The following is a 22,302-nucleotide window of genomic DNA, read 5'->3' as shown; positions in this document are numbered from 1 at the left end:
GATCCTACTGCCCCAGCCGTTCGATCAGGGCCGGTGCGTGCACCTGGTCGGCCTTGTAGTTGCCGGTCAGCGTGTACATCACGATGTTGGCGCCGGCGCGGTAGGCGAATTCGCGCTGGCGGGGGTCGGCGCCGATCACCGGCAGCATGGACTGGCCGTCGGGCCGCACGGCCCAGGCGCCGGCCAGGTCGTTCGAGGTGATGATGATCGGCGAGACGCCGTCGCCGCCGCGTGCCGGCCGCTGCGCGCTGTCCTCGTCGTCTTCGCGCGGCAAGGTCTCGACCCAGGTCTGGCCGGTGCTGAAGCGGCCGGGGAAGTCGCGCAACAGATAGAAGGTCTTGGTCAGCACGTGCTCCCGCGGCACCGGCTCCAGCTCGGGCACGTCGAGCGAGGACAGGATCTCGCGGAGCGTCTGCATGGCCGGGGTCTGCGCGGCGCCGTTCGCGCCGGGTGGCGCTTCGACCGCGTCGCGGGTGTCGAACAGCACGGTGCCGCCCTGCTTCATATAGGCGTCGATCTTGTTGATGGCGTCCCGCGACGGCTTGGGCGCGCCCGGCACGATCGGCCAGTAGATCAGCGGGAAGAAAGCGAGTTCGTCGCGCGCCGGGTCGATGCCGACGGGATCGCCGGCCTCGAGCGCGGTGCGCTGCGCCAGGAACAGCGTCAGTCCGGATAGCCCGGCCCTGACGATGGAATCGACGTCGGCATTGCCGGTCACGACATAGGCGAGGCGGGTCTGCGACACCGCCTTCATCGCGAACTCGTCGGGCGCGCTGTCCGCATGCGACGGCGTCGGCACGAACGAGGCGAGACCTGCGAGCACCAGCCCAAAGACGATCATCGCGGGCGCGGCGCGGCGGCGCACCAGCGCGGCAAGGCCGCCGCCGAGTACCGCGACGATGATGGCGTCGATCAGGAACAGCGCGAGCGCCGTCGATAGCAGCCAACCGCGCAAGTCCTGCGGCTCGGCGTTGGTGTAGGTGGCATGCCGGGCGCGCAGGCTCGCGGTGTTCAGGGCTGCGATACGGTCGGCGCTGGCAAGCGTGTTCACGGCGAGCGGTCCTTCTGCCGGACCATAGAAGCCCGGCGGATGATCGGGTGTGGCGCGGTCGCGATAATCCGCGGGCAGCGGCTTTGCGGCGGCCGGCGGCGGGCCGAAGGCGCCAAAGCCATCGAGGATGTGCAACGGCGCCACCGTTTCGGCGCTCGCCTCAGTGGCAACGCCTGGGCCCGGCTTGGCGGTATAGCCGGACATGTCGACGACACGTCGCAGGATTTCGACAAAGGTCCCCGACATCGGCAGATCCGACCAGCGCATGTCGGCGCTGACGTGGAACAGGCTGACGACGCCCTTGCCGCGATGCTCGCCTGTTACCAGCGGCGTGCCGTCTTCCAGCGACGCCCAGCTTTTGGTGGCGAGCACGGCGTCGGGCTCGGCCAGCACCTGGCGGCTTATGGTGACGTCCTTGGGGACCACGACGCCGGCAAACGGACCATCGGCGGCAAAGGAGGCAAGATGTTGCGGCTTTTCCCAGGTCAGGCTGCCGCCGAGCGTCCGGCCGCCCTTGCGCAGCTTGACCGGGACGAGATCGTCCTCGGCCTGCGCCAGCCGCGGACCGGCGAACCGCACCAGCACGCCGCCCTGGTCGATCCAGGCATTGAGACGCTCGCGGATTTCAGGGGCGATGGTGCCGACATCGGCAAGGATGATCATCGGCAGCTTCTGATCGAGGAACTGCGTGATGCCCTGCTGCGGCGAGCCCTTGTCGGCAAGCCGCACGTCGGCGAACGGCGCCAGCGCACGGGTGAGATAGAAGGTCGGCGCCAGCAGCGGCTGCGCGGTCTCGCTGGTCGAGCCCGAGACGATGCCGATGGCGCGGCGGCGCCAGCGCTTGTCGAGCAGCTGCACTGCGCCGGCGGAGCGCTCACCGGCAATTTCCAGCCGCGTGATGTCGTTGCGCAGCTCGACCGGCAGATCGAACGACGCTTCGGTTTCCTTGTCCTGCGGGCCGAACGAATAACGCGCCTCGCCGATCGGCGAGGCCTTCTGGTCCAGCGCGCGCACGGTGCCGATGGCGATGCCGCCGTCGGTGCGCAGCACCTTCACCGTCATCCTGGCTGCGGCGTTCTCGGCCGCGACCAGGGCTAGGGCTGAGGAGGTGCCGCCTTCGAACACGGTCAGGCTGCGATCGCCGATGGTCTTGCCGAGGCCCGCCACGAATTCCTCGCCGCGACCGGTATCGACGCTGTCGGAGAGCCAGACGATCTCGCAGTCGCCGGTCGCCTTCAGGAAGCGATCGATTGCGGTCAGGGTCTCGACGCGCTCGATCGAATACGGCTTTGGCGTCAGCTGCCGCAGCGCGACGCGCGCGGCGCCCGCCGGCATCAGGGTGATATCGCGGTTCGGCTCGGACAGCGGCACCAGCGCGATCGCACGGCGGTCGTTCTCGGCACTGGCGATCAATTCGTCGGCGGCCCTGATCCGGATGTCCCAGTTCGAGGCCGCGCTCCAGCCGTCGTCGAACATGATCATCAGCGGCGCCTTGCTGGCGGCCGCGCCTGTTTGCGGATTCCAGATCGGACCGGCGGCGGCGAAAATGACCAGTGCCGCAGCCAGCAGCCGCAATGCGGTCAACCACCACGGCGTTCGCGACGGGGTCTCTTCGCGCGGTGCGATGTCGAACAGCAGGCGCGTCGGCGGAAACTCGATCCGGCGCGGCCGCGGCGGCATCACGCGCAACAGCCACCACAGCACCGGCAGGCTGACGAGGCCGATCAGGAGCAGCGGTTCGGTGAAGGCGAGCGGCAGTCCCATCATGCTGCCGGCCCCGCCTTGATCGTTGTGGTGCGCGCGCCCGATTTGCTCACCTGCATGCCGGCATGCAGGAACAGCAAGAGCTCGGCGGCCGAGCGGTCGGTCGCATGCGTCGTGAACAGCCAGTCGAGCTTGTTGGTCTCGGCGCGGATCTGATCGCGGTGCAGCGCGAGCCGGGCGGTGTAATCCTGCGCCCAGCTCTCGGCGCGGCCGGCGGTGATCACGCCGAACCCCTCGGGCTCGACGAACTCGACGCGGCCGGAATAGGGGAATGATTCCTCGGCGGGATCGACGACCTGCACCAGCGTGCCATGCGCGCCGGAGCCGGACAGGCCGGCGAGCGTGGTCCTGATCTCGGAGAGCGGCGACCAGAAGTCCGACAGCACGATCGTCTCGGCCAGCGCCGCGGGCACAAAGGAGGGCGGCAGGCTCAAGCGGTCGGCATCGTCATGCAGCATCGCCTGCGCCATCTTGTCGATGACGCTGCGGCTGGCGGTCGGTGCCATCAAACCGGGGATGCCGACGCGCTCGCCGCCGGAGACCAGCAGCTCGGCCAGCGCGAAGGCGACGATCAGCGTCCGCTCGAGCTTGGATTCACGCGCCTGCTTTGACGCGAACGCCATCGAGGGCGAACGATCGGGCCAGATCCAGACCGTATGCGAGGCTTCCCATTCGAGCTCGCGGACATAGAGGAGATCGTCGCGCGCCGAGCGCCGCCAGTCGACATTCTGCGACGGTTCGCCGGAGACGAAACGGCGGTATTGCCAGAAATTTTCGCCGGAGCCGGCGCGGCGGCGGCCGTGCAGGCCGTGGATGACGTTGGCGGCGATACGGCGGGCCTCGAGCACCAGGCGCGGCAGCGAAGCGGCGAGCGTGCGGCTTTCGCCATCGGCACGTCGGATCGCGATGACCTCCTTTGCTGTGTGCCCGTTCTCCGCCGCCATCAACCGATCCGTGTCTTCAATTGCCGGATCACGTCCGGAATCGTGCGGCCTTCGGCGCGCGCCTGGAACGTCAGCGCCATGCGGTGCTTCAGCACGGGCTCGGCGAGGTCGAGCACGTCGTCGATTGAGGGCGCGAGGCGGCCGTCGATCAGCGCGCGAGCGCGCACCGCGAGCATCAGCGATTGGCTGGCGCGCGGGCCCGGTCCCCAGGCGATGAACTTGCTGGTGTCGCCGCCGTCCGGACCCGGACGGGCCGAGCGCACCAGCGACAGGATCGCCTCGACCACGGAATCGCCGACCGGCAGGCGCCGGATCAGTCGCTGCGCGGTGATGAGTGCATCAGGTGTCATCGAGCCCTTCGCCAGCGTCTCGTCGGCGCCGGTGGTCTCGAACAGGATGCGGCGCTCGGCGTCGCGGTCGGGATAGTCGACGTCGATCTCCATCAGGAAACGGTCGAGCTGGGCTTCAGGCAGCGGATAGGTGCCTTCCTGCTCCAGCGGGTTTTGCGTGGCGAGCACGTGGAACGGCTTCGGCAGATCGTGACGCGCGCCGGCAACGGTGATGTGCTGCTCCTGCATCGCCTGCAGCAGCGCCGACTGCGTGCGCGGGCTGGCGCGGTTGATCTCGTCGGCCATCAGCAGTTGCGCGAACACGGGGCCGGAGATGAAGCGGAAGGCACGCTTGCCGGAGGTGCTCTCGTCCAGCACTTCGGCGCCGAGAATGTCCGACGGCATCAGATCGGGCGTGAACTGGATGCGCTTGGCATCGAGGCCGAGGGTGATGCCGAGCGTCTCGACCAGCTTGGTCTTGGCCAGACCGGGGACACCGATCAACAGCGCATGGCCGCCGGAGAGGATGGTGACCAGCGTGTTCTCGATCACGCGATCCTGGCCGAAGATGACGGACGCGATCGCATCCTTTGCCGCGCGAATCTGGCTCGACACCTGCTCGGCCGAACGGACTATCCCGTCTTCGAGCTTCTCGACACTCTCCGCCATCCGTTAGCTCCTTCAGCCTGCCATGCAGCTCGCTTGCGTCGTCATGTCATCACGTCCTCAACTCAAGACGTGGGCCCTATGCTAGACTTGCAGGAAGGCCATGTATTCGTTGAATTAACCTATCCCCACCTTATCGGCTTAGGGATATGTAGGGCATCACGAAGTGGCGACCTCCACACCGGACGAATGCGGGGTGGAACCGAGTACCCGGATACAACGTAAACCTGCACCAATCGTGCCAAATGACCGATCGTGCCAAATGACAAAGTCAGGGCAAACCATGGCGAACCAAGGGCAGAGCGCCGATCGCGGTCTTGAGGGGCTGACTGCCGCTGCCAAAACTGCTGCCGATGCCGAAGGCGCCAAAAAGGGCCTGCCTCCGGTGCATTTGTGGAATCCGCCGTTTTGCGGCGATCTCGACATTCGAATCGCGTCAGATGGTACTTGGTTCTATTTGGGGACGCCAATCGGCCGTCATGCCTTGGTTCGCCTGTTCTCGACCATCCTCAAGCGCGAAGGCGACAAGCATTTCCTCGTCACGCCGGTGGAGAAGGTCGGCATTCGCGTCGACGACGCGCCGTTCATGGCGGTCGAGATGCAGAAGGACGGCGATGCCAACCATCGCGTGCTCCGCTTCCGCACCAATGTCGACGACTGGGTCACCTGCGATGCGGCGCACCGGCTGCGCTTCGAGCAGGCCAAGGACGGCGGGCTGACGCCCTATCTGCATATCCGCGCCGAGCTCTGGGCCAAGGTCACCCGCGCGCTCTATTACGATCTGGTTGACATGGGTGAGGAGCGGATGGTCGATGGCCAGCCGATGTTCGGTGTCGAGTCGGCCGGCGAGTTCTTCGCCATGGCCGATGCGGAGCAGGTGAGGGCCGCGCTTTGAACAAGCCTATCTCCAGGAACGATCCCGCCGTGATCGGTGCGGCGGATTTCTTCGCCCGCTCCGCCGCGCGGCTCGGCTTCGACGTTCCGCCCGGCCTCTACGATCCCAACATCATTCCGGCCTCGGGCGATCCCGGCACCGACAAGATGCTCGAGATCATCGCGCGCGAGCAGCCGGTGCGGCCGGCGGCGGTCTTGATCGCGGTGGTCGATCATCCCGAGCCGACCATTCTGCTGACGCAGCGTTCGGCGCATCTGAACGACCATGCCGGCCAGATCGCATTCCCCGGCGGCAAGATCGACGCAACCGACCGCTCGCCGCTCGATGCGGCGCTGCGCGAGGCCGAGGAGGAGGTCGGGCTGTCGCGCGACTTCGTCGAGCCGATCGGCTATCTCGATCTCTACGGCACCGGCTTCGGCTTCCGCATCCTGCCGACGGTGGCCAGGGTGCGCCCGGGCTTTGAGCTGACGATCAACCATTCCGAGGTTGATGATGCGTTCGAAGTGCCGCTATCCTTCCTGATGAACCCGGCCAACCACCAGGTGCACAGCAAGGAATTCCGCGGCATGGAGCGGTCCTACTACGCGATGCCGTTTGCCGAACGCTACATCTGGGGCGCGACGGCCGGCATGCTCCGTGTGCTCTATGAGCGGATCTATTCGTCATGATTCGGCCGATCCTGACCGAGATCGGAATCTTCCTCGTTCCCTTTGCCGTCTATGCGCTGTTCCTGGCCGCCACGCGTTCCGGCCTGTTCGTGCAATCGTCCTGGCCGATCACCATCGTCGCGCGTCTCATGCTGGCGGCGCTCGTGCTGGTGATCGCCGGGCTGATCGGCTTTGCGCATTTCTCCGGCGCCGCACCGGATTCGACCTATGTCCCCGCCCATGTCGAGAACGGCAAGCTCGTGCCGGGCGTGGAAAGATAGGGCCGGCCGATGAGCGCGGTGCCCATGCTCGCCGATGCGCCCTGGCTGATTTCGGGTGGCACCGCGCGCGTCCTGCAATTGCTCAATGCGGATGGCGAGGAGGCGCGGGTTGTCGGCGGCGCCGTGCGCAACGCGCTGCTCGGCCTCGTCCCCGGCGACATCGACATCGCGACCACGGCGCTCCCGCACGAGGTGATGCGGCGCGCCAAAGCTGCCGGCATCAAGGCTGTGCCGACCGGCATCGACCACGGCACCGTCACCCTCGTCATCGACGGGCAACCTTACGAAGTCACGACGTTGCGCGAGGATACCGAGACCTTCGGCCGCAAGGCCAAGGTCGCGTTCGGCCGCGACTGGGTGAAGGACGCCGAGCGCCGCGACTTCACGATGAACGGGCTCTCGGTCGATGCCGACGGCGTCGTCCGCGATTACGTCGGAGGCATCGCGGATGCGGCCGCGCGGCGCGTGCGCTTCATCGGTGATCCCGACCAGCGCATCGCCGAGGATTTCCTGCGCATCCTGCGCTTCTTCCGCATCCACGCCGCCTTCGGCGCCGGCGATCCCGACCGCGACGGCTATCTCGCCTGCATCCGGGGACGCGCCGGCCTCGCGAGCCTCTCGGCCGAGCGGCTGCGCATGGAGACGCTGAAGCTTCTGGTCGCTCCCGGCGCGTCCGCCGCCGCGCTTGCGATGGCCGATGGCGGATTGCTGCAGGCGCTGACCGGCGGCGTGGTCTACACCGGACCGCTCGCGGCGATGATCGTGATCGAGCGCGAGCTCGGCCTCACCGCAAGCAGCACGCGGCGCCTCGCCGCGCTGGCGATCGCGGTGACTGAAGACGCCAAGCGCGTCGCCACGCGCCTGAGGCTCTCCAATGCGGAAACCAAGGCGCTGGATTCGATGGGGCACCGCTGGTGGCGCTTGGCCACCAAGGACGAAGCCGATGCGCGGCGGCTGCTCTACCGGCTCGGTGCGGATCGCTATCACGATCGCGTGTTGCTGGGCTGGGCGAGAGCCGGCGGTGACGTCGGCTCGTCGCGATGGCGTGCGCTCGCCGAGCTGCCGCAGCGCTGGACTGCGCCGAAATTTCCGCTTCGCGCCGCCGACTTCATCGCGCGCGGCATGGCGGAAGGACCCTCGCTCGGACATGTGTTGACGCTCGCGGAGGACGCTTGGCTTGCGGCGGATTTTCCCCTAGAGGAAGCCGCACTCGCTTCCATCGCCGATCAAGCTGCGGCACGCGTCAGCCGCGATGAGAGAACGTGACCATCGTCTCAGGCTTCGCCGACATCTCGATCTTTCAGCTCCTGCTGGTCGCGTTGATGGCGTTGTTTGCTTCGATTATCGGTGGTCTCGCCGGCTACGGCACCGGCGCCTTGATGCCGCTGGTGCTGGTGCCTCTCGTCGGCGCCGAACCGGTGGTGCCGATCATCGCGATCTCCGCGATCTTCACCAATTCCAGCCGCGCGCTCGCCTATCTCCGCTATGCCGATCGCCGCCGCGCGCTGATCGTGCTGGCCTGTGCGGCACTGACGGCAGCGCTTGGTGCCTACGGCTACACACGGCTGACCAATGCGGGCGCGGCGCTGGTGATCGGCTCCATGCTGATCCTGAGCGTGCCGCTGCGCCGTGTGCTCCGCCGCCGCCAGGTCAAGATCGGCGACACTGGGCTTGCGGCCGGCTCGGTCGGCTATGGCGTGCTGGTCGGCGGCACCTCCGGCTCCGGCGTGATCCTGCTGTCGCTGCTGATGGCCGCGGGCCTGGAAGGCGCGGCCGTGATCGCGACCGATGCCATGATCTCGCTCGGCACCGGCCTCATCAAGATCTCGGTGTTCGGCCTCGCCGGCGCCGTGACCGCACAGGTGCTCGCCTTTGCGCTGCTGATCGGAGCAATCGCAATCCCCGGCGCGTTCCTCGCAAAAGCCTTCGTCGAGCGGATGCCGGTGCACATCCACACCGCGATCCTCGACGTCGCGGTGATCACCGGCGGCGTAGTGATGATCTCGGCTGGGGCGAGGCAGCTCATCTAATCAATCGGATGTGGCGCTGTCCCGCTGCCAGTTTGGTTCACGCCGCGGGTCTAGTGTGAGGGACTGCAGTCCAGTTCCTTGATCCTGCCGGCGGCGTCAAATGCCAAAAGTGCACTCATGACGCCAGCACTGGTGAGGTACGAGATAATGGTGCCGTCGTTGCGCCAGGGATTGAGATCATCCAACGTGCCTGCCGGATATTTCCGGAGGTGATCGACCCAATAGGCACGAAGTGCTTCGCGGCCGGTGATGGTTTGGCCGCCGGCGCAGCCGCAGTGGACCACGGCGTCCTCGGCATGAAGTTCCAAAATCGCTTCGATATCGCCCGCGCGATAGGCATCAAGCCAGTCGACCGCAACGGCCATCGGGTCAAAGGACATATTTTTCACTCGCATCGCGTCCAAATCTGGGTCAGGCTCTGGAACCGCCAGGCCTTTTTTGATTTTAATATCCCACCCGGGCACGGCCATATGGCGAACGACATAGGGGACCGGGCCGAGGGCCAAAGTCGATGTTGGACACGTCCGCCAGGCAGGGGATACTCAAGCCCATCCGGCTCGTGATCGTCGATCCACAGCCGATCGTTCTGCAGGGACTGAGGTCGGTCCTCGGGACGCAGCCGGACTTCGACGTTGTCGCATCGTCCAGCGATCGGACAAGCTGCCTCGAAGCAATTCGGAAGCTGACACCTGACGTCGCGCTTCTTGCCGACAAGGTGCCGGATCTGACGGTCTCCGAGATCCTCGCGATTGTGAAGGCGGAGAAGCTCTCCACGCGCCTGGTGTTCTTCACCGAGTCCGATACCGACCACGATCTGACTTCAGCCATCGCAGCCGGCGCCTGCAGCGCAATTTCGAAGTATGCCTCTCCCGCCACGATGCTGCGATCGCTGCGGCTGATGACGAAGAGCGGCGTGGCACTGGAGAAGTCCGATCTCTCCGCACCCGGCAAGGAGGCGGACGGCGATAGCAAAGTCGAAGGGATGCTGGAGCTGTTGACGCAACGGGAACGTCAAATCGCACGACTCGTGGCGGAAGGAATGTCGAACAAGGAGATCGCGCGTCAGCTCAACGTTTCCGACGGGACGGTCAAGGTCCACCTGTACAATATTTTCCAGAAGCTTGAGATCACCAACAGAACTGTGCTCGCGACCATCGCATTGCTGCAACGGCCCTCCGGCCTGGCCGCGCTCTCCCTGGCATTTCTGGCGCTCGCAATTGCGGACGAACTCAAGGCGTCGGAAGCGAACGACATCTTCCCGGATGAGAACGGCGTCGGCCACGTGGACGAGCACGCGGGGTACGAGCCCTGGAAAAAAGGGATTCTCCGGCACCTCGTCGTCTGGGAATCCGGCGAGCCGCCCACGCAGGCTCAGAGAGACTTGTTCGCCAAGGCCGCCCAAATCACCAACCCGGCGGCGGCAATGGAAGCGCTATGCGCGGCCGAGCAATTCGGGGGCGCGAAAGCGTGGACGCACCACGCTCCTGCTGGATCGGGCGCGCCCGATCTTCCCGTGCCCTTACTGCGAGGAGCAAACGACATACAGGTCGGAGCTGACCCGGCCCCGGAACATCAATTCCCGCGGCTTCTTTCCAATGCGATGTCGATGCATGGAGGGTATGGCAACTTTGCTATTCTCACCGGTGCGTTGATCTACGCACTGGAGGATCCCCATCTCGCCGCCCACGCGCATGACCTTCGTCAAGCGTCGATCGACAGCATCCTGGCCGTCACTGAAGAGAGTGCGACCACAAAACTGGCCGCGATCACCCATGCTGCCGCCAATCATGACCACAATTCAGCCCCGGGTTTCCTTTCGCACGATGTCCGCCTGTCTTTCGCCGCTGTGACCACTGGAAGCGGCAACCTCGCTGAAGGCGCTCTGGGCGAAAAGGGCCCGGGCGATGCGGGTGACAATCTCCATAAATTTGTTGGCGCGGACCCTGGTCACGATGCCGGTGTCGGCGGGGGCGGCGACGTTGGAAAAATTGTTTATCGCTCCCCGATTGACTCCGAGTCTAACCAGTTCAAGTCGACCTCTTCCGACGCCGTGTTCGATTTCGCATCTGGGCCGGGCAGGATCAATCTTGCGGCTTTCGGAGGGCTTGCCTGGCTGCACATGACGGCGGCAACCAAGTCTATACCGCCACATACACTCGCCTGGGTCTACGACTCCGCAAGCAACGAGACGATCGTCTATGTGAATGCGACCGATCATATCCTTGATATCGGCGATCGCGGCCTGCTGGAAATCCATCTCGAGGGGATCGTGGCCGTTGCGGAGGCGGATGTCGGCTCCGAGCCAGATGGCGCGGCTGTTGCGACCACCTTGGAGCAGCTCGAAGCCGCGCTGATACCGGCGATCGCAACCGATGAGGCCGCTCTGACGAAGGATCATGTCCAAACCAGTATCGAGGGGAGCGAGAGCACGCTCGGGACGGCTGGAGCCTGGGCCCTTCTGGCCAACAACGGCTCGGGTTTCCATTTCGGGCCGGCCCGGACCGGCTTGGGAACGTCGACGAGGCTCAGAAGCTCCAGCGACGCGTCGGCGGATGCAACGGAAGAGAGCGATGGTGCGTCTGCCGCGTCGGCTCACGCATCATCCATCGAGCTTGCTCATAGCGCGACGGCCCCGGCAGCGGCAAATGTCGCATCGAACAATGGTCCGATCAATGCGGGCAACGGCGTTTCGTCGACGGGGCCCAACGAGATCGGCCAACCCAGCGTCGTAACCGCCGACAGCGCGGGGCACGGCAACTCGCAGCACGCTTCGGACCCATCGACTGAAGCTGGCTCCAAACCGGGCAACGGCGTCGGCCATGGCGCCGAGCATCACGATAAGGCCTCGGACGCTCCAGGAGGGTCAGCGAAGAACGCAGAACCAGACGGCGCGGAACACGGCAAAGCCGGGCACTCAAATGCTGCAAAAGCACCGGACGCAGCCGAGACCGATCCGGACGTCGCAACGGCCGCCGACGCGGGTCACGGCAACTCGAAGCACGCTTCGGAGCCGGGGTCTGCAAAGGCGGCAGCCGACGAATCGACTGAAGCTGGCTCCAAAGCGGGCCACGGCGTCGGCAATGGCGCCGAGCATCACGCTTCGGCTTCGGAAGCTCCGGGAGGGCCAGCGAAGAAGGCCGACCCAGGCGGCGCCGAACACGGCAAATCCGGGCACTCCGCCGCCCCAAACGCACCAGACGCAGGCGAGATCGATCCGGGCGCCGCGATAGCCGCCGGTGCAGGCCACGGCAACCCGCCGCACGCATCGGAGCCAGGATCTGCAAAGGCGGCAAGCACGGGGTCGACGGAAGATGGGGGCAAACCCGGCAACGGCGTCGGCAATGGCGCCGAGCATCACGATAAGGACCCGGAGGCTCAGGGAGGGGCAGCGCAGAAGGCAGAACCAGACGGCGCGGAACACGGCAAATCCGGGCACTCAACCGCTGCAAACGCACCAGACGCAACCGAGATCGATCCGGGCGCCGCAACGGCCGCCAGCACGGGTCACGGCAATGCGCAGCACGCTTCAGAGCCAGAATCTTCGAAGGCGGCAGCCAGCGAATCGACTGGAGCTGGCTCCAAAGCGGGCAACGCCGCCGACCGTGGTGGCGAGCATCACGCTTCGGCTTCCGAAGGCGCGCAAACACCAGCGACAACGGCAGAACCAGACGGCGCGGAACACGGAAAATCCGGGCACTCAGCCGCTGCAAGCCCGCTGGACGGAGCAGCGATCGATCCGGCCGCCGCAACGCCCGCCAGCGCGGGCCACGGCAACTCGCAACGCGCTTCGGAGCCAGGATCTGCAAAGGCGGCAAGCACGGAATCGACGGAACATGGAGGCAAACCGGGCAACGGCGCCGGCGATGGGGCCGAGCATCCCTCTTCGGCTTCGCAGGCTGCGGGGACCGTGAAGACAGCAGAACCAGCCACCGTGGACCACGGTAACTCGCAGCACGCTGCGCAATCTGCAGCAATCGCAGACGACGCACACGCGGCCAAGGCTGCGTTCGAAACCGGCGGCGCAGACCAGGGACCGGTATTCCGGTTCGATAGCGGCGTAGCTCCTTCTGCTTTCGTCGAGATAGTCGGACTGAAAGAGTTCAATCATCCGCTGGATGCGCACGTTCCGCCCGGTCAGGAAGAAGGCCTCGGGTTCAACGTCAAGCTCGTCCCTCATGCACTGAACGGACACGCGGACGATCACGGCACCAACAGCCCGCACCAAGCGATTCTACCTGCGCATCATGATTTGCTGATCTGAACCGCTGCATCGTCATTGACCGAAAATGGCAACTGTCACCGTAGCCACGGCTCAGGAACGCGACGCCTTTGGCGGATCAGCCTGATGGGGAGCAGTTGTTCAGGGTTGCAGCCGTGAGAGCAGACGTTGCCGATCCTGATCGCGACCTCGCTGCTCCATGCGCATCCGTTCGAGTTCGCCTTCAGCTTTGGTTGTGTCCTCGTTCTGGCGCTTCATTTCGATGATCAGCGCCTCCTGCTCGGCGAGCCGGCGTTCTCCTTCGACGACGTCGCGCTCGATCTGCCTCAGCTCATCGTATATCGCCGTCGTGTACATCGCGATCCTCGCGCGGCCGTGCTGCGAAGCACGCCGCAGAGTAGGTTTCGCTTCGTGCAGGGCCTTTATCGGGCGCGCGGTGCGGCTATGACCACAGCGCGACGCGTATGGCTTTTAACTCAGCCAGCTTCGCGAACGTTCCGGCTGATGCCATTTTTTCCCGGGCTTTGATCGATCGCACGAGAGGCCATGTTGTTAACCGATCCCCTTGGCGGAAGCGGATCGCCAACTGCCCGGAACGGATCTCGTCAAGCGAGCGCACCCGTTGTCGGCGACAGTGCACTCGGCCCAGGGCTGCGCGTCAGCCAAGTTGCAAACAAGCGGTCGGCACAATATCGTCGATCGTCCGCGCCGATGTCTGACGTTCAATCTCCCTCAGGAACCAACCCTATGAATGTGGTCTCACTGCCCAGCGGGATCCATCGCCCTCCAGGGAAGGTCGATATCCCATCCGCCTGGGAGGGGGCTGAGATGAAAGCCAATCCTGATCGATGGTTGATATCGCTTGCTGCCGGCGAAATCGCCGAACTCGAGGGCGTGGCTGAAACATATCTTGGCAGAAACAAAAAAATCGCCGAGATCACGAAGGAAAGCTTTCCGCTTCCCCATCTCGGCGCGCACCTGGAAGATCTCAAGAAGAAGCTCCTGGTAGGCATTGGCTTCGAAGTGATCCGCGGCCTCCCGGTGGCAAAATACAGTCAGGAGTTTGCCGCTACGATCTTTTGCGGAGTGGGCGCCCATCTTGGATCGGCGCGGTCTCAGAATGCAGCGGGCCACATTCTCGGTCACGTCCGTGACACCGGCGCCGATGCTAAGGATCCGAACACCCGAATTTATCAAACCTCGGAACGGCAAACATTCCACACGGATTCGTCCGACGTGGTTGGATTGTTATGCATTCGCGAGGCGATGGAGGGAGGGGATTCTCTCCTTGTCAGTACGACGACAATCTACAACGAGATGTTTGACAGACGTCCCGACCTTGCCGCTCTCTTGTTTGATCCGATCGCGACGGACCGACGGGGCGAGGTGCCGGAGAACGAAAAGCCATATCTTGAAATCCCGGTGCTGAATTGGCATGCGGGGTTCCTGACCGGGTTTTATCAGCGCCAATATATCGATAGTGCGCAGCGCTTTCCCGATGCGCCGAGACTGACGCCGGCTCACGTCGAGGCGCTCGATCTTTTTGACGCGCTCGCAAATGATCCCGCGCTGCATTTCGGCATGCGGCTTCAGCCGGGCGACATGCAGTTCGTTTACAATCATGCCTTGCTGCATGACCGGACCGGATTCCGCGATTGGCCCGATGCAGGCCAGAAGCGTCATTTATTGCGCCTTTGGCTCAGCATGGAGAGCGACCGGCCGTTGCCCGATTGCTTCAAGCAGCGCTATGGCTCGATCGAGATCGGTAACCGTGGCGGCATCATCACCAAAGGGACCAGTTTGAACGTTCCGTTGGATTGACGTTCGAGCATCCAGCGATGTCCGCTCTCGTGCCGATATGGACAGAGGAGCGGACACCAGGTTGGGCGGAGCCGAGCACCCCGACCTAATGAGGACGCGGCCTCAGCCGCGCTTACTCCTCGTCTTCGTCGTCTTCATCCTCGTCTTCGTCGTCGAGCTCTTCCAGGTGCTCGAGCACCGCAAGCGGGAGCGTCTCGCGAAACAGATCGCCCTCCGCGCCCATCCAGAGACAGATCACGTCGTCGCCCTTCACGTCCGCGACGGTGAGCGGCTGCCCGCCGGATTTCAGCATGACGATATCGCCGGCTTTTAGTTCCATGGATGGTCCTTTCGGGTTGATTGACGGCGAAGCTAGCAAACCGGCATGACATGCCGATCACGGGCTACTCGGTCAGTGGATGTGTTGCGGTAGCGCGCATCCGCCGGCCAGACTGCTGAAACGTCGATCAGAGAGCTTTAGGCCGGAGCGATCCCATCACGAGAGGCAATGGTGCCTGTTCGATGGATGGCACAAGGGCTCTTCCGTCCCGTGCGTCGCGACCATCACACCATGCGCCTGTTTTGCCCGACGGCGCAAATGATTTCGTCAGATCCGCAGTTTGCGCTTGCCGCAAGTCCTTGATTTTGCTGCGGCCGTCTACTGTGCATGGGGTTGTTTTCGACGTTTTTGTTTGCGCACCCCGATTGCAGTCAGTCCGGCACCAGTTCTGTCAGCGAGCGGATGATGCGGTCGGGCTTGACGATCGAGCCTTCGGGCAGGCCGTCGCCATGCACGTCGATCCAGATCGAGTAGATGCCGAGACGCTGCGGCGTCACGACTTCCCATTCCAGATTGTCGCCGATCATCCAGGTGTCTCTTGCGGTGACGCCGAGCGCCTCCATCGCGTGCAGATAGGCGCGCTCCTCGGGCTTGCCGAAGCCGTGCTCGCCCTCGATCTGGATGTGGTGGAAGCGATGCGCCAGCTCGAAGCGCTCCACCTTGGCGCGCTGGGTGTCGGCGGCGCCGTTGGTCACCAATGCGAGCTTGATGCCGAGCGCCTTGAGCCTGTCGATAGCGTCATGCGCGCCGGGGAAGACGAACATCTCCTCCTCGCGATAGGCGGTGAAGCGGTCGGCCAGGCGAATGGCGAGGTCGTCGGGCAGGGCGCGATGACCGGCGGCTGCGAGCGAGGCGAAACCGCCCTTGACGGTGAGGTGCCGGGCTTCGGCGAGCTTGAGCCGCCACGAAGCGTCCGCATTGGCCCAGAAATTCTTCGCGAAGGCCAGGACGGTGCTCGCGACCAGTTGCGGCGGCAGCGGCGCGAGTTCCTCGGCGAACTCCGCTGTGATCGTGTTCCAGGCGATCTCGGGCCGCGCATAGGCCGACAGGATGGTGTCGTCCATGTCGATCAGCATGGCGCGCGGCAGCGGTCTCATTGCGGGCTTCATCGTCGTCATGGCCATTTCACCACCGGTGGCAGCGACGACAGGATCGAATCCACATTGCCGCCGGTCTTGAGACCGAAGATGGTGCCGCGGTCGTAGAGCAGGTTGAACTCGACATAGCGGCCGCGCCGGATCAATTGCTCCTCGCGATCCTCCGCGGTCCAGCTTGTCGCGAAATTGCGCCGCACGATGTCGGGATAGACCTTCAGGAAGGCGCGGCCGACATCCCGGGTGAAGGCGAGGTCAGCGTCCCAGTCGCCGCTGTCGTGCCAGTCGTAGAAGATGCCGCCGATGCCGCGCGCCTCTTTGCGGTGCGGCAGGTGGAAATACTCGTCGCACCACTTCTTGTACTTGTCGTAATCGGCGATGCCGTTCGGCTGCGTGCAGGCCTGTTTCATTGCGGCGTGGAAGGCGATGCTATCGGCATCGTCCTGCGTGCGCCGGCGGTCGAGCACCGGCGTAAGATCGGCGCCGCCGCCGAACCAGGCTTTGGTGGTGACGACGAAGCGCGTGTTCATGTGCACCGCCGGCACGTGCGGATTGCGCAGATGCGCAATCAGCGAGATGCCGGAGGCCCAGAACTTCGGGTCGTCCGCCGCGCCCGGAATTTGCGCGCGAAACTCTGGTGCGAATTCGCCGTGCACGGTGGAGCAATGCACGCCGACCTTCTCGAACAGGCGGCCGGACATCATCGACATCACGCCGCCGCCGCCGGCCGCGCCGGTATGATCGGTGCGCTGCCAGGGTGTGCGTTTGAAGCGGCCGGCCTCACCGGGATAAAGGCTCTCGGGGGCATCGTCCTCCAGCCGCTCGAAGCTCGCGCAGAGGTCGTCGCGCAAGGCTTCGAACCAGGCGCGTGCGCGCGTCTTGCGGTCTTCGATCAAGCTCGGGTCCAATGTGGATGTCATTTCGTCAGCCCTGCGGACCGTAATAGGTGCAGCTCTCGTTGCAACTGTCGCGGTGGATGCTGACGCGGGTGAGCTTGCCGATAGGAGCCAGCCGCTCCCAGACGAAGAGCGAGAGGTTTTCCAGCGTCGGTGTGCCCAGCGCCTCGATCTTGTTGAGGTACTTGTGATCCAGCGTCATGCGCACATCCTCGATGGCGCGCTGGACCAGGCCGAGATCGACCACCATGCCGGTTTTGGGATCGGGCGTGCCGCGCAGCGTCACCTCGGCGCGAAAGGAGTGGCCGTGGATCTCTTCGCTATCCGCGCCGAACGTCGTTCCCGACAATGAGTGCGCCGCCTCGAAGCGAAACGATTTCGTCAATTCCCACATCTGTTCGAAAACCAATCCTATCTGATACCAAGCGACTTATGCGTCTGCACGCTGAGCCGCCATTGCGGATGATTGAGGCAATAGTCGATGGCGCCCGCGGTGTTTTGGGCGACCTCGGGCCCGTCCATCGGCTGCAGTGAGAAGCGCTCGAAGGCGAGATCCGCGAAGGCCTCCGGCATGGCGAGCGGTTGCGGATAGACCAGCTTCAGCTCGTGGCCGCGCCGGATCACCAGATCGCTGCCGCCCTTTGGGCTGACGCAGATCCAGTCGAGCCCCTCGGGCGGGGCGATGGTGCCGTTGGTCTCGACGCCGATCTCGAAGCCGCGGGCATGGAGCGCGTCGACCAGCGCGGTATCGACCTGGAGCAGCGGCTCGCCGCCGGTGAGCACCACATAGCGGTCTTCGGTGGAGGCTGTCCATTGCGCGGCGATGGTGTCTGCGAGTTCCGCGGCCGAGCCATAGCGACCGCCGAGGGTGCCGTTGGTGCCGACGAAATCGGTGTCGCAGAATTTGCAAGTGGCCTCCTGACGGTCGGCCTCGCGCCCGCTCCAGAGGTTGCAGCCGGCAAAACGGCAAAACACGGACGCGCGCCCGGCATGGGCGCCTTCGCCTTGCAAGGTCAGGAAGATTTCCTTGACCGCGTAACTCAACCGTCTCTCCTCAACATACCTCAACATATTAAACTTGCGGGTTCCGGAGCTGCCGCAGCGCTTCGCCTGCGGCCATCGCCGCGGTCATGGCGACATTGAGCGACCTCAGCCCCGGAGCGATCGGGATCACCAGCCGCGCGTCCGCCGCCTCGACCACCGCCTCGGTGACGCCGGCGCTCTCGCGCCCGAATAGCAGGATGTCCGCCGTCTGGTAACGGAAATCGCGGTAGTCGGTCGCCCCCTTGGTGGTGAACAGCAGCAGGCGAGCGCCTTGCGCCGCCCGCCATTGCTCGAACTTTGACCAGGAGTCATGCCTGACGATGCTGACCTGATCGAGGTAGTCCATTCCCGCCCTGCGGAAATGCCGGTCGGAGACCGGGAAGCCCGCCGGTTCGATGATATGGGCGGCCATGCCCAGACAGGCGCAGAGCCTGAGAATCGTGCCGGTGTTCTGGGGGATGTCGGGTTGGAAAAGCGCTATCTGCATGGGCGGTGCCGGGTTCGGTGCGGGCCGGAAATGTCTCAATAAAACATCGCTGGCCGCGGAATTCGTGCATTGCACGCTCCCGCGCCGATAGCGGGCTTGCGCTCGCCCGGCAAGGGTGCCAATAGAACGATTCTGGACTGCTGTTTTCGCCTTGTTTTGGTGGGGGCACGCGAAGTTCTGCCGCCGCGGGGGGGCCGCGGGCGCCGGCAGGCTGTTCTGGGGACCTTGGGGGCTCCCGGAGCGGTTCCGCCGGCTGCATAAGAAGAAAGGGTTGGAATCGTGACGACAGCGTCTTCGGCGGACCATCCGACACGCCGTGATTTCTTATTCGTTGCAACGGGGGCAGCTGCAGCAGTAGGGGGCGCAGCCGCGCTCTGGCCCTTTATCTCCCAAATGAATCCTGATGCGTCGACCATCGCCGCTGGTGCGCCGATCGAGGTCGATCTCAGCCCGGTTGCCGAGGGGCAGGACATCAAGGTGTTCTGGCGCGGCAAGCCGATCTATATCAGCCACCGCACCAAGAAGCAGATCGACGAGGCGCGCGCCGTCAACGTGGCGAGCCTGCCCGATCCGCAGTCCGACGAGGCCCGGGTCAAGTCCGGCCATGAGCAGTGGCTGGTCGTGATCGGCATCTGCACCCATCTCGGCTGCATCCCGATCGCCCATGAAGGCAATTACGACGGGTTCTTCTGCCCCTGCCATGGTTCGCAGTACGATTCGTCCGGCCGCATCCGCCAGGGGCCCGCGCCCGCGAACCTGCCGGTGCCGCCGTACCAGTTCGTTTCCGACACCAAAATCCAGATCGGCTGAGCTTCGGGCCCTCGTCCGAAGCTTCGCGCCGTCTCGTCGTATTATTTCCTCAGGATCGCATCATGAGCGGACCATCCGACTACCAGCCGAGCAATCCGGCCCTGCAATGGATCGAGCGACGTCTGCCGATCCTCGGCCTCATGCACTCCTCCTTCGTGGTCTATCCCACCCCGCGCAACCTGAACTATTGGTGGACCTTCGGCGCCATCCTCTCCTTCATGCTGGGGATCCAGATCCTGACCGGCGTGATCCTGGCGATGCACTACACGCCGCATGCCGACCTCGCCTTCAAGTCGGTCGAGCTGCTCGTCCGTGACGTCAATTACGGCTGGCTGCTGCGCAACATGCATGCCGTCGGCGCCTCGATGTTCTTCGTCGCTGTCTACGTCCACATGCTGCGCGGCCTCTATTACGGCTCCTACAAGGAGCCGCGCGAGGTGCTGTGGATCCTTGGCGTCATCATCTACCTCCTGATGATGGCGACGGGCTTCATGGGCTACGTGCTGCCGTGGGGCCAGATGAGCTTCTGGGGCGCCACCGTCATCACCAATCTGTTCTCCGCCATCCCCTATGTCGGCGAGAGCATCGTGACGCTCTTGTGGGGCGGCTATTCGGTCGGCAACCCGACGCTGAACCGCTTCTTCTCGCTGCACTATCTACTGCCGTTCCTGATCGCGGGCGTCGTCGTGCTCCACGTCTGGGCGCTGCATGTCTCCGGCCAGAACAACCCTGATGGCGTCGAGCCCAAGACGGAAAAGGACACTGTTCCGTTCACGCCGCATGCAACCATCAAGGATATGTTCGGCGTCTCCTGCTTCATGCTGCTCTACGCCTGGTTCATCTTCTACATGCCGAATTATCTCGGCGACGCCGACAATTACATTCCGGCGAACCCGGGCGTGACGCCGCCGCACATCGTGCCGGAATGGTATTACCTGCCTTTCTACGCGATCCTGCGCTCGATCCCGAACAAGCTCGCGGGCGTGATCGGGATGTTCTCGGCGATCATCATCCTGTGCTTCCTGCCCTGGCTCGACGCCGCCAGGACGAAGTCGTCGAAGTACCGTCCGCTGGCCAAGCAGTTCTTCTGGATCTTCGTCGCGGTCTGCATCCTGCTCGGCTATCTCGGCGCGCAGCCGCCGGAAGGCATCTATGTGATCGCCGGCCGGGTCCTGACGTTCTGCTATTTCGCCTACTTCCTGATCGTGCTGCCGCTGCTCTCGCGGATCGAGAAGCCGCGTCCGGTGCCGAACTCGATCTCGGATGCCGTCCTGGCCAAAACCGGGAGCAGGTCGACGCCGATGGTGTCGAGCGCGATCGTGCTTGCGCTGGCGGGCGCGTTGTTTGCGGGCTCAGCCGACAGCGCGCGCGCCTCCGAAGGCAGCGACAAGCCGCCGGGCAACAAATGGTCGTTCGCCGGTCCGTTCGGCAAGTACGATCGCGGCGCATTGCAACGCGGCCTGAAGGTCTACAAGGAAGTCTGCGCCAACTGTCACGGCCTGTCCTACGTCGCCTTCCGCAATCTCGCGGAAGCCGGCGGTCCCGGCTATTCGGTCGCGCAGGCTGCAGCCTTCGCCTCCGACTACAAGGTCAAGGATGGTCCGAACGACGCCGGCGACATGTTCGAACGCGCGGGCCGGCCGGCGGATTATTTCCCCTCGCCATTCCCGAACGAGCAGGCGGCGCGTGCGGCGAACGGCGGCGCGGCGCCGCCGGATCTGTCGCTGATCACCAAGGCGCGTTCCTACGGCCGCGGCTTCCCGATGTTCATCGTCGACTTCTTCACCCAGTATCAGGAGCAGGGTCCGGACTACGTCTCGGCGCTGCTCCAGGGCTTTGAGGACAAGGCGCCCGAAGGTGTGACCATCCCGGAGGGCTCCTACTACAACAAGTACTTCCCGGGCCACGCCATCAAGATGCCGAAGCCGCTCAGCGACGGCCAGGTCACCTATGACGACGGCTCGCCGACCACTGTCGCGCAGTATTCCAAGGACGTCACCACGTTCCTGATGTGGACCGCCGAACCGCATATGGAAGCGCGCAAGCGCCTCGGTTTCCAGGTGTTCATCTTCCTGATCATCTTCGCCGGCCTGATGTACTTCACCAAGAAGAAGGTCTGGGCAGACTCGCACTGAGGGGCCCGAGGCGAGAATGAAGAGGCCCCCGCAAGGGGGCTTTTTTGTTGGGCACGAGAGTGTGTTGTCAGGCGCGATTGCCTATCGCCCGCTCAAACGCCAAAATGCCGCCAACCGCTCCCCAAAAACTCGTCGGAGGACACCATGGGAACCGCCATCACCTTCAAGCGCCCGGACGGCAAGGACGCATCGGGCTATCTCGCCAATGCCGCGCGCGGCAACGCGCCGGGCGTGGTGGTGATCCAAGAATGGTGGGGCCTTTCGGACCAGATCAAGGGCCTCTGCGACCGCTTCGCGCTCGCCGGTTTCGATGCGCTGGCGCCAGATCTCTACAAGGGCAAGGTGGTGCCGTATCACGACACCGACGCCGCCGGCAAAGAGATGAACTCGCTCGACTTCATGGACGCCACCACGCAGACGGTGCGCGGCGCCACGCAATATCTGTCGCGCAACGGCGCCAAGGTGGGCCTGACCGGCTTCTGCCTCGGCGGCGCCGTCACCATCATCGGCGCGGTGCATGTGCCGGAGCTCGCCGCCGGCGTGGTGTTCTACGGCATCCCGCCAGAGCAGGCGGCCAAGCCCGCCGACGTCAAGATCCCGCTTCAGGCCCATTTCGCCAACAAGGACGATTGGTGCACGCCGGAGCTGGTCAACGGTTTCGAAAAGGCCATGAAGGCCGCCGGCAAGTCGCTGGAGCTGTTCCGCTATGACGCCGAGCACGCTTTCGTCAACGAGCAGCGCCAGGCCGTGCACGACCGGGAAGCCGCCGAGCTCGCCTGGGGCAGGGCGACGGAGTTTTTCAGGAAGCATCTGGGGTAGGTGTGCTGCGCCAGTCGCGCTACCATTTCAGTGTCGCCCCGGCCTGGTGCG

Annotated in this window: 21 protein-coding genes; 10 read left to right on the top strand and 11 right to left on the bottom strand. The window is 64.6% G+C overall.

Going from position 1 to position 22,302, the window contains the following annotated elements; translation table 11 throughout:
• Window positions 1-4 precede the first annotated feature (4 nt).
• Genes IVA93_RS28245 through IVA93_RS28235 form a run of 3 tightly spaced genes read right to left on the bottom strand, consistent with a single transcriptional unit; the run spans window position 5 to window position 4,757 of the window.
• A complete protein-coding gene (locus IVA93_RS28245; RefSeq protein WP_026232848.1) occupies window positions 5-2,818 on the bottom strand; it encodes a DUF4159 domain-containing protein in 2,814 nt (937 codons plus the stop codon).
• A complete protein-coding gene (locus IVA93_RS28240; RefSeq protein WP_018454955.1) occupies window positions 2,815-3,759 on the bottom strand; it encodes a DUF58 domain-containing protein in 945 nt (314 codons plus the stop codon). Before IVA93_RS28240 ends, IVA93_RS28245 begins: the two co-directional genes overlap by 4 nt.
• A complete protein-coding gene (locus IVA93_RS28235; RefSeq protein ID WP_018454954.1) occupies window positions 3,759-4,757 on the bottom strand; it encodes an AAA family ATPase in 999 nt (332 codons plus the stop codon). The genes IVA93_RS28240 and IVA93_RS28235 overlap by 1 nt, the downstream gene beginning before the upstream one ends.
• Window positions 4,758-5,037: 280 nt before the next feature.
• On the opposite strand from IVA93_RS28235, the gene IVA93_RS28230 reads away from it, so the two are divergent.
• Genes IVA93_RS28230 through IVA93_RS28210 form a run of 5 tightly spaced genes read left to right on the top strand, consistent with a single transcriptional unit; the run spans window position 5,038 to window position 8,607 of the window.
• Window positions 5,038-5,649, top strand: coding sequence for a DUF1285 domain-containing protein (locus tag IVA93_RS28230; protein ID WP_018454953.1), 612 nt, complete (start codon window positions 5,038-5,040; stop codon window positions 5,647-5,649).
• The gene (locus IVA93_RS28225; RefSeq protein ID WP_027568565.1) at window positions 5,646-6,317 is read left to right on the top strand and encodes a CoA pyrophosphatase; all 672 of its coding nucleotides are present in this window, start codon (window positions 5,646-5,648) and stop codon (window positions 6,315-6,317) included. The genes IVA93_RS28230 and IVA93_RS28225 overlap by 4 nt, the downstream gene beginning before the upstream one ends.
• Window positions 6,314-6,577, top strand: a complete 264-nt coding sequence (locus tag IVA93_RS28220; protein WP_018454951.1) for a DUF6111 family protein — start codon at window positions 6,314-6,316, stop codon at window positions 6,575-6,577. Before IVA93_RS28225 ends, IVA93_RS28220 begins: the two co-directional genes overlap by 4 nt.
• Window positions 6,578-6,586: 9 nt before the next feature.
• Window positions 6,587-7,843: a CCA tRNA nucleotidyltransferase gene (locus tag IVA93_RS28215; RefSeq protein WP_018454950.1), complete on the top strand. Its 1,257-nt coding sequence runs from the start codon at window positions 6,587-6,589 to the stop codon at window positions 7,841-7,843.
• A complete protein-coding gene (locus IVA93_RS28210) occupies window positions 7,840-8,607 on the top strand; it encodes a TSUP family transporter (RefSeq protein WP_018454949.1) in 768 nt (255 codons plus the stop codon). The genes IVA93_RS28215 and IVA93_RS28210 overlap by 4 nt, the downstream gene beginning before the upstream one ends.
• Before the next feature lie 50 nt (window positions 8,608-8,657).
• On the opposite strand, the gene IVA93_RS28205 is transcribed toward IVA93_RS28210, so the two are convergent.
• Window positions 8,658-9,077, bottom strand: coding sequence for a nuclear transport factor 2 family protein (locus tag IVA93_RS28205; protein ID WP_231188813.1), 420 nt, complete (start codon window positions 9,075-9,077; stop codon window positions 8,658-8,660).
• Between the two features lie 41 nt (window positions 9,078-9,118).
• Between IVA93_RS28205 and IVA93_RS28200 the strand changes: the two genes are divergently transcribed.
• Entirely contained in the window at window positions 9,119-12,868 is a 3,750-nt protein-coding gene (locus IVA93_RS28200) for a LuxR C-terminal-related transcriptional regulator (protein WP_020571944.1), read from the top strand.
• 99 nt (window positions 12,869-12,967) lie between these two features.
• Here IVA93_RS28200 and IVA93_RS28195 read toward each other — a convergent pair whose 3' ends face one another.
• Window positions 12,968-13,183: a hypothetical protein gene (locus IVA93_RS28195; protein WP_018454947.1), complete on the bottom strand. Its 216-nt coding sequence runs from the start codon at window positions 13,181-13,183 to the stop codon at window positions 12,968-12,970.
• A 390-nt stretch (window positions 13,184-13,573) separates the two neighbouring features.
• Here IVA93_RS28195 and IVA93_RS28190 point away from each other — a divergent pair, with 390 nt between their 5' ends.
• On the top strand, window positions 13,574-14,647 hold the full coding sequence (locus IVA93_RS28190) for a TauD/TfdA family dioxygenase (protein ID WP_026232847.1): 1,074 nt from the start codon (window positions 13,574-13,576) through the stop codon (window positions 14,645-14,647).
• A gap of 112 nt (window positions 14,648-14,759) precedes the next feature.
• On the opposite strand, the gene IVA93_RS28185 is transcribed toward IVA93_RS28190, so the two are convergent.
• The 6 genes from IVA93_RS28185 to IVA93_RS28160 all read right to left on the bottom strand — a co-directional run bounded on the left by IVA93_RS28185 (window position 14,760) and on the right by IVA93_RS28160 (window position 18,487).
• Complete coding sequence (locus IVA93_RS28185; RefSeq protein WP_018454945.1) at window positions 14,760-14,966, bottom strand: YodC family protein; 207 nt, start codon at window positions 14,964-14,966, stop codon at window positions 14,760-14,762.
• Between the two features lie 371 nt (window positions 14,967-15,337).
• Window positions 15,338-16,090, bottom strand: coding sequence for an HAD family hydrolase (locus IVA93_RS28180; protein WP_018454944.1), 753 nt, complete (start codon window positions 16,088-16,090; stop codon window positions 15,338-15,340).
• Window positions 16,081-16,980 (bottom strand): oxygen-dependent coproporphyrinogen oxidase, encoded by a 900-nt coding sequence (hemF, locus tag IVA93_RS28175; RefSeq protein WP_088930634.1) that lies wholly within the window; start codon window positions 16,978-16,980, stop codon window positions 16,081-16,083. The genes IVA93_RS28180 and hemF overlap by 10 nt, the downstream gene beginning before the upstream one ends.
• Window positions 16,981-16,984: 4 nt before the next feature.
• Window positions 16,985-17,350, bottom strand: a complete 366-nt coding sequence (locus IVA93_RS28170; protein ID WP_018454942.1) for a 6-pyruvoyl trahydropterin synthase family protein — start codon at window positions 17,348-17,350, stop codon at window positions 16,985-16,987.
• Window positions 17,351-17,367: 17 nt separating this feature from the next.
• Window positions 17,368-18,000, bottom strand: coding sequence for a 7-carboxy-7-deazaguanine synthase (gene queE, locus IVA93_RS28165; RefSeq protein ID WP_018454941.1), 633 nt, complete (start codon window positions 17,998-18,000; stop codon window positions 17,368-17,370).
• 28 nt (window positions 18,001-18,028) lie between these two features.
• A complete protein-coding gene (locus tag IVA93_RS28160) occupies window positions 18,029-18,487 on the bottom strand; it encodes a tRNA (cytidine(34)-2'-O)-methyltransferase (RefSeq protein WP_018454940.1) in 459 nt (152 codons plus the stop codon).
• 279 nt (window positions 18,488-18,766) lie between these two features.
• Between IVA93_RS28160 and petA the strand changes: the two genes are divergently transcribed.
• From petA to IVA93_RS28145, 3 genes are all read left to right on the top strand, one after another.
• Window positions 18,767-19,297 (top strand): ubiquinol-cytochrome c reductase iron-sulfur subunit, encoded by a 531-nt coding sequence (petA, locus tag IVA93_RS28155; RefSeq protein WP_026232845.1) that lies wholly within the window; start codon window positions 18,767-18,769, stop codon window positions 19,295-19,297.
• 62 nt (window positions 19,298-19,359) lie between these two features.
• Window positions 19,360-21,432: a cytochrome b/c1 gene (gene fbcH / locus IVA93_RS28150; RefSeq protein WP_018454938.1), complete on the top strand. Its 2,073-nt coding sequence runs from the start codon at window positions 19,360-19,362 to the stop codon at window positions 21,430-21,432.
• Window positions 21,433-21,576: 144 nt separating this feature from the next.
• Window positions 21,577-22,251, top strand: a complete 675-nt coding sequence (locus IVA93_RS28145) for a dienelactone hydrolase family protein (RefSeq protein ID WP_008134159.1) — start codon at window positions 21,577-21,579, stop codon at window positions 22,249-22,251.
• Window positions 22,252-22,302: the final 51 nt, after the last annotated feature.

Source organism: Bradyrhizobium sp. 155 (assembly GCF_023101105.1).
GTDB lineage: Bacteria > Pseudomonadota > Alphaproteobacteria > Rhizobiales > Xanthobacteraceae > Bradyrhizobium > Bradyrhizobium canariense_D.
This window is presented reverse-complemented; position numbering and strand designations above follow the sequence as displayed.

Coding starts and splice junctions, on each gene's coding strand:
- IVA93_RS28245 (WP_026232848.1), bottom strand. CDS start 2,818: ATGATGGGACTGCCGCTCGCCTTCACCGAACCGCTGCTCCTGATCGGC.
- IVA93_RS28240 (WP_018454955.1), bottom strand. CDS start 3,759: ATGGCGGCGGAGAACGGGCACACAGCAAAGGAGGTCATCGCGATCCGA.
- IVA93_RS28235 (WP_018454954.1), bottom strand. CDS start 4,757: ATGGCGGAGAGTGTCGAGAAGCTCGAAGACGGGATAGTCCGTTCGGCC.
- IVA93_RS28230 (WP_018454953.1), top strand. CDS start 5,038: ATGGCGAACCAAGGGCAGAGCGCCGATCGCGGTCTTGAGGGGCTGACT.
- IVA93_RS28220 (WP_018454951.1), top strand. CDS start 6,314: ATGATTCGGCCGATCCTGACCGAGATCGGAATCTTCCTCGTTCCCTTT.
- IVA93_RS28215 (WP_018454950.1), top strand. CDS start 6,587: ATGAGCGCGGTGCCCATGCTCGCCGATGCGCCCTGGCTGATTTCGGGT.
- IVA93_RS28205 (WP_231188813.1), bottom strand. CDS start 9,077: ATGGCCGTGCCCGGGTGGGATATTAAAATCAAAAAAGGCCTGGCGGTT.
- IVA93_RS28200 (WP_020571944.1), top strand. CDS start 9,119: ATGTTGGACACGTCCGCCAGGCAGGGGATACTCAAGCCCATCCGGCTC.
- IVA93_RS28195 (WP_018454947.1), bottom strand. CDS start 13,183: ATGTACACGACGGCGATATACGATGAGCTGAGGCAGATCGAGCGCGAC.
- IVA93_RS28190 (WP_026232847.1), top strand. CDS start 13,574: ATGAATGTGGTCTCACTGCCCAGCGGGATCCATCGCCCTCCAGGGAAG.
- IVA93_RS28185 (WP_018454945.1), bottom strand. CDS start 14,966: ATGGAACTAAAAGCCGGCGATATCGTCATGCTGAAATCCGGCGGGCAG.
- IVA93_RS28180 (WP_018454944.1), bottom strand. CDS start 16,090: ATGGCCATGACGACGATGAAGCCCGCAATGAGACCGCTGCCGCGCGCC.
- hemF (WP_088930634.1), bottom strand. CDS start 16,980: ATGACATCCACATTGGACCCGAGCTTGATCGAAGACCGCAAGACGCGC.
- IVA93_RS28170 (WP_018454942.1), bottom strand. CDS start 17,350: ATGTGGGAATTGACGAAATCGTTTCGCTTCGAGGCGGCGCACTCATTG.
- IVA93_RS28160 (WP_018454940.1), bottom strand. CDS start 18,487: ATGCAGATAGCGCTTTTCCAACCCGACATCCCCCAGAACACCGGCACG.
- fbcH (WP_018454938.1), top strand. CDS start 19,360: ATGAGCGGACCATCCGACTACCAGCCGAGCAATCCGGCCCTGCAATGG.
- IVA93_RS28145 (WP_008134159.1), top strand. CDS start 21,577: ATGGGAACCGCCATCACCTTCAAGCGCCCGGACGGCAAGGACGCATCG.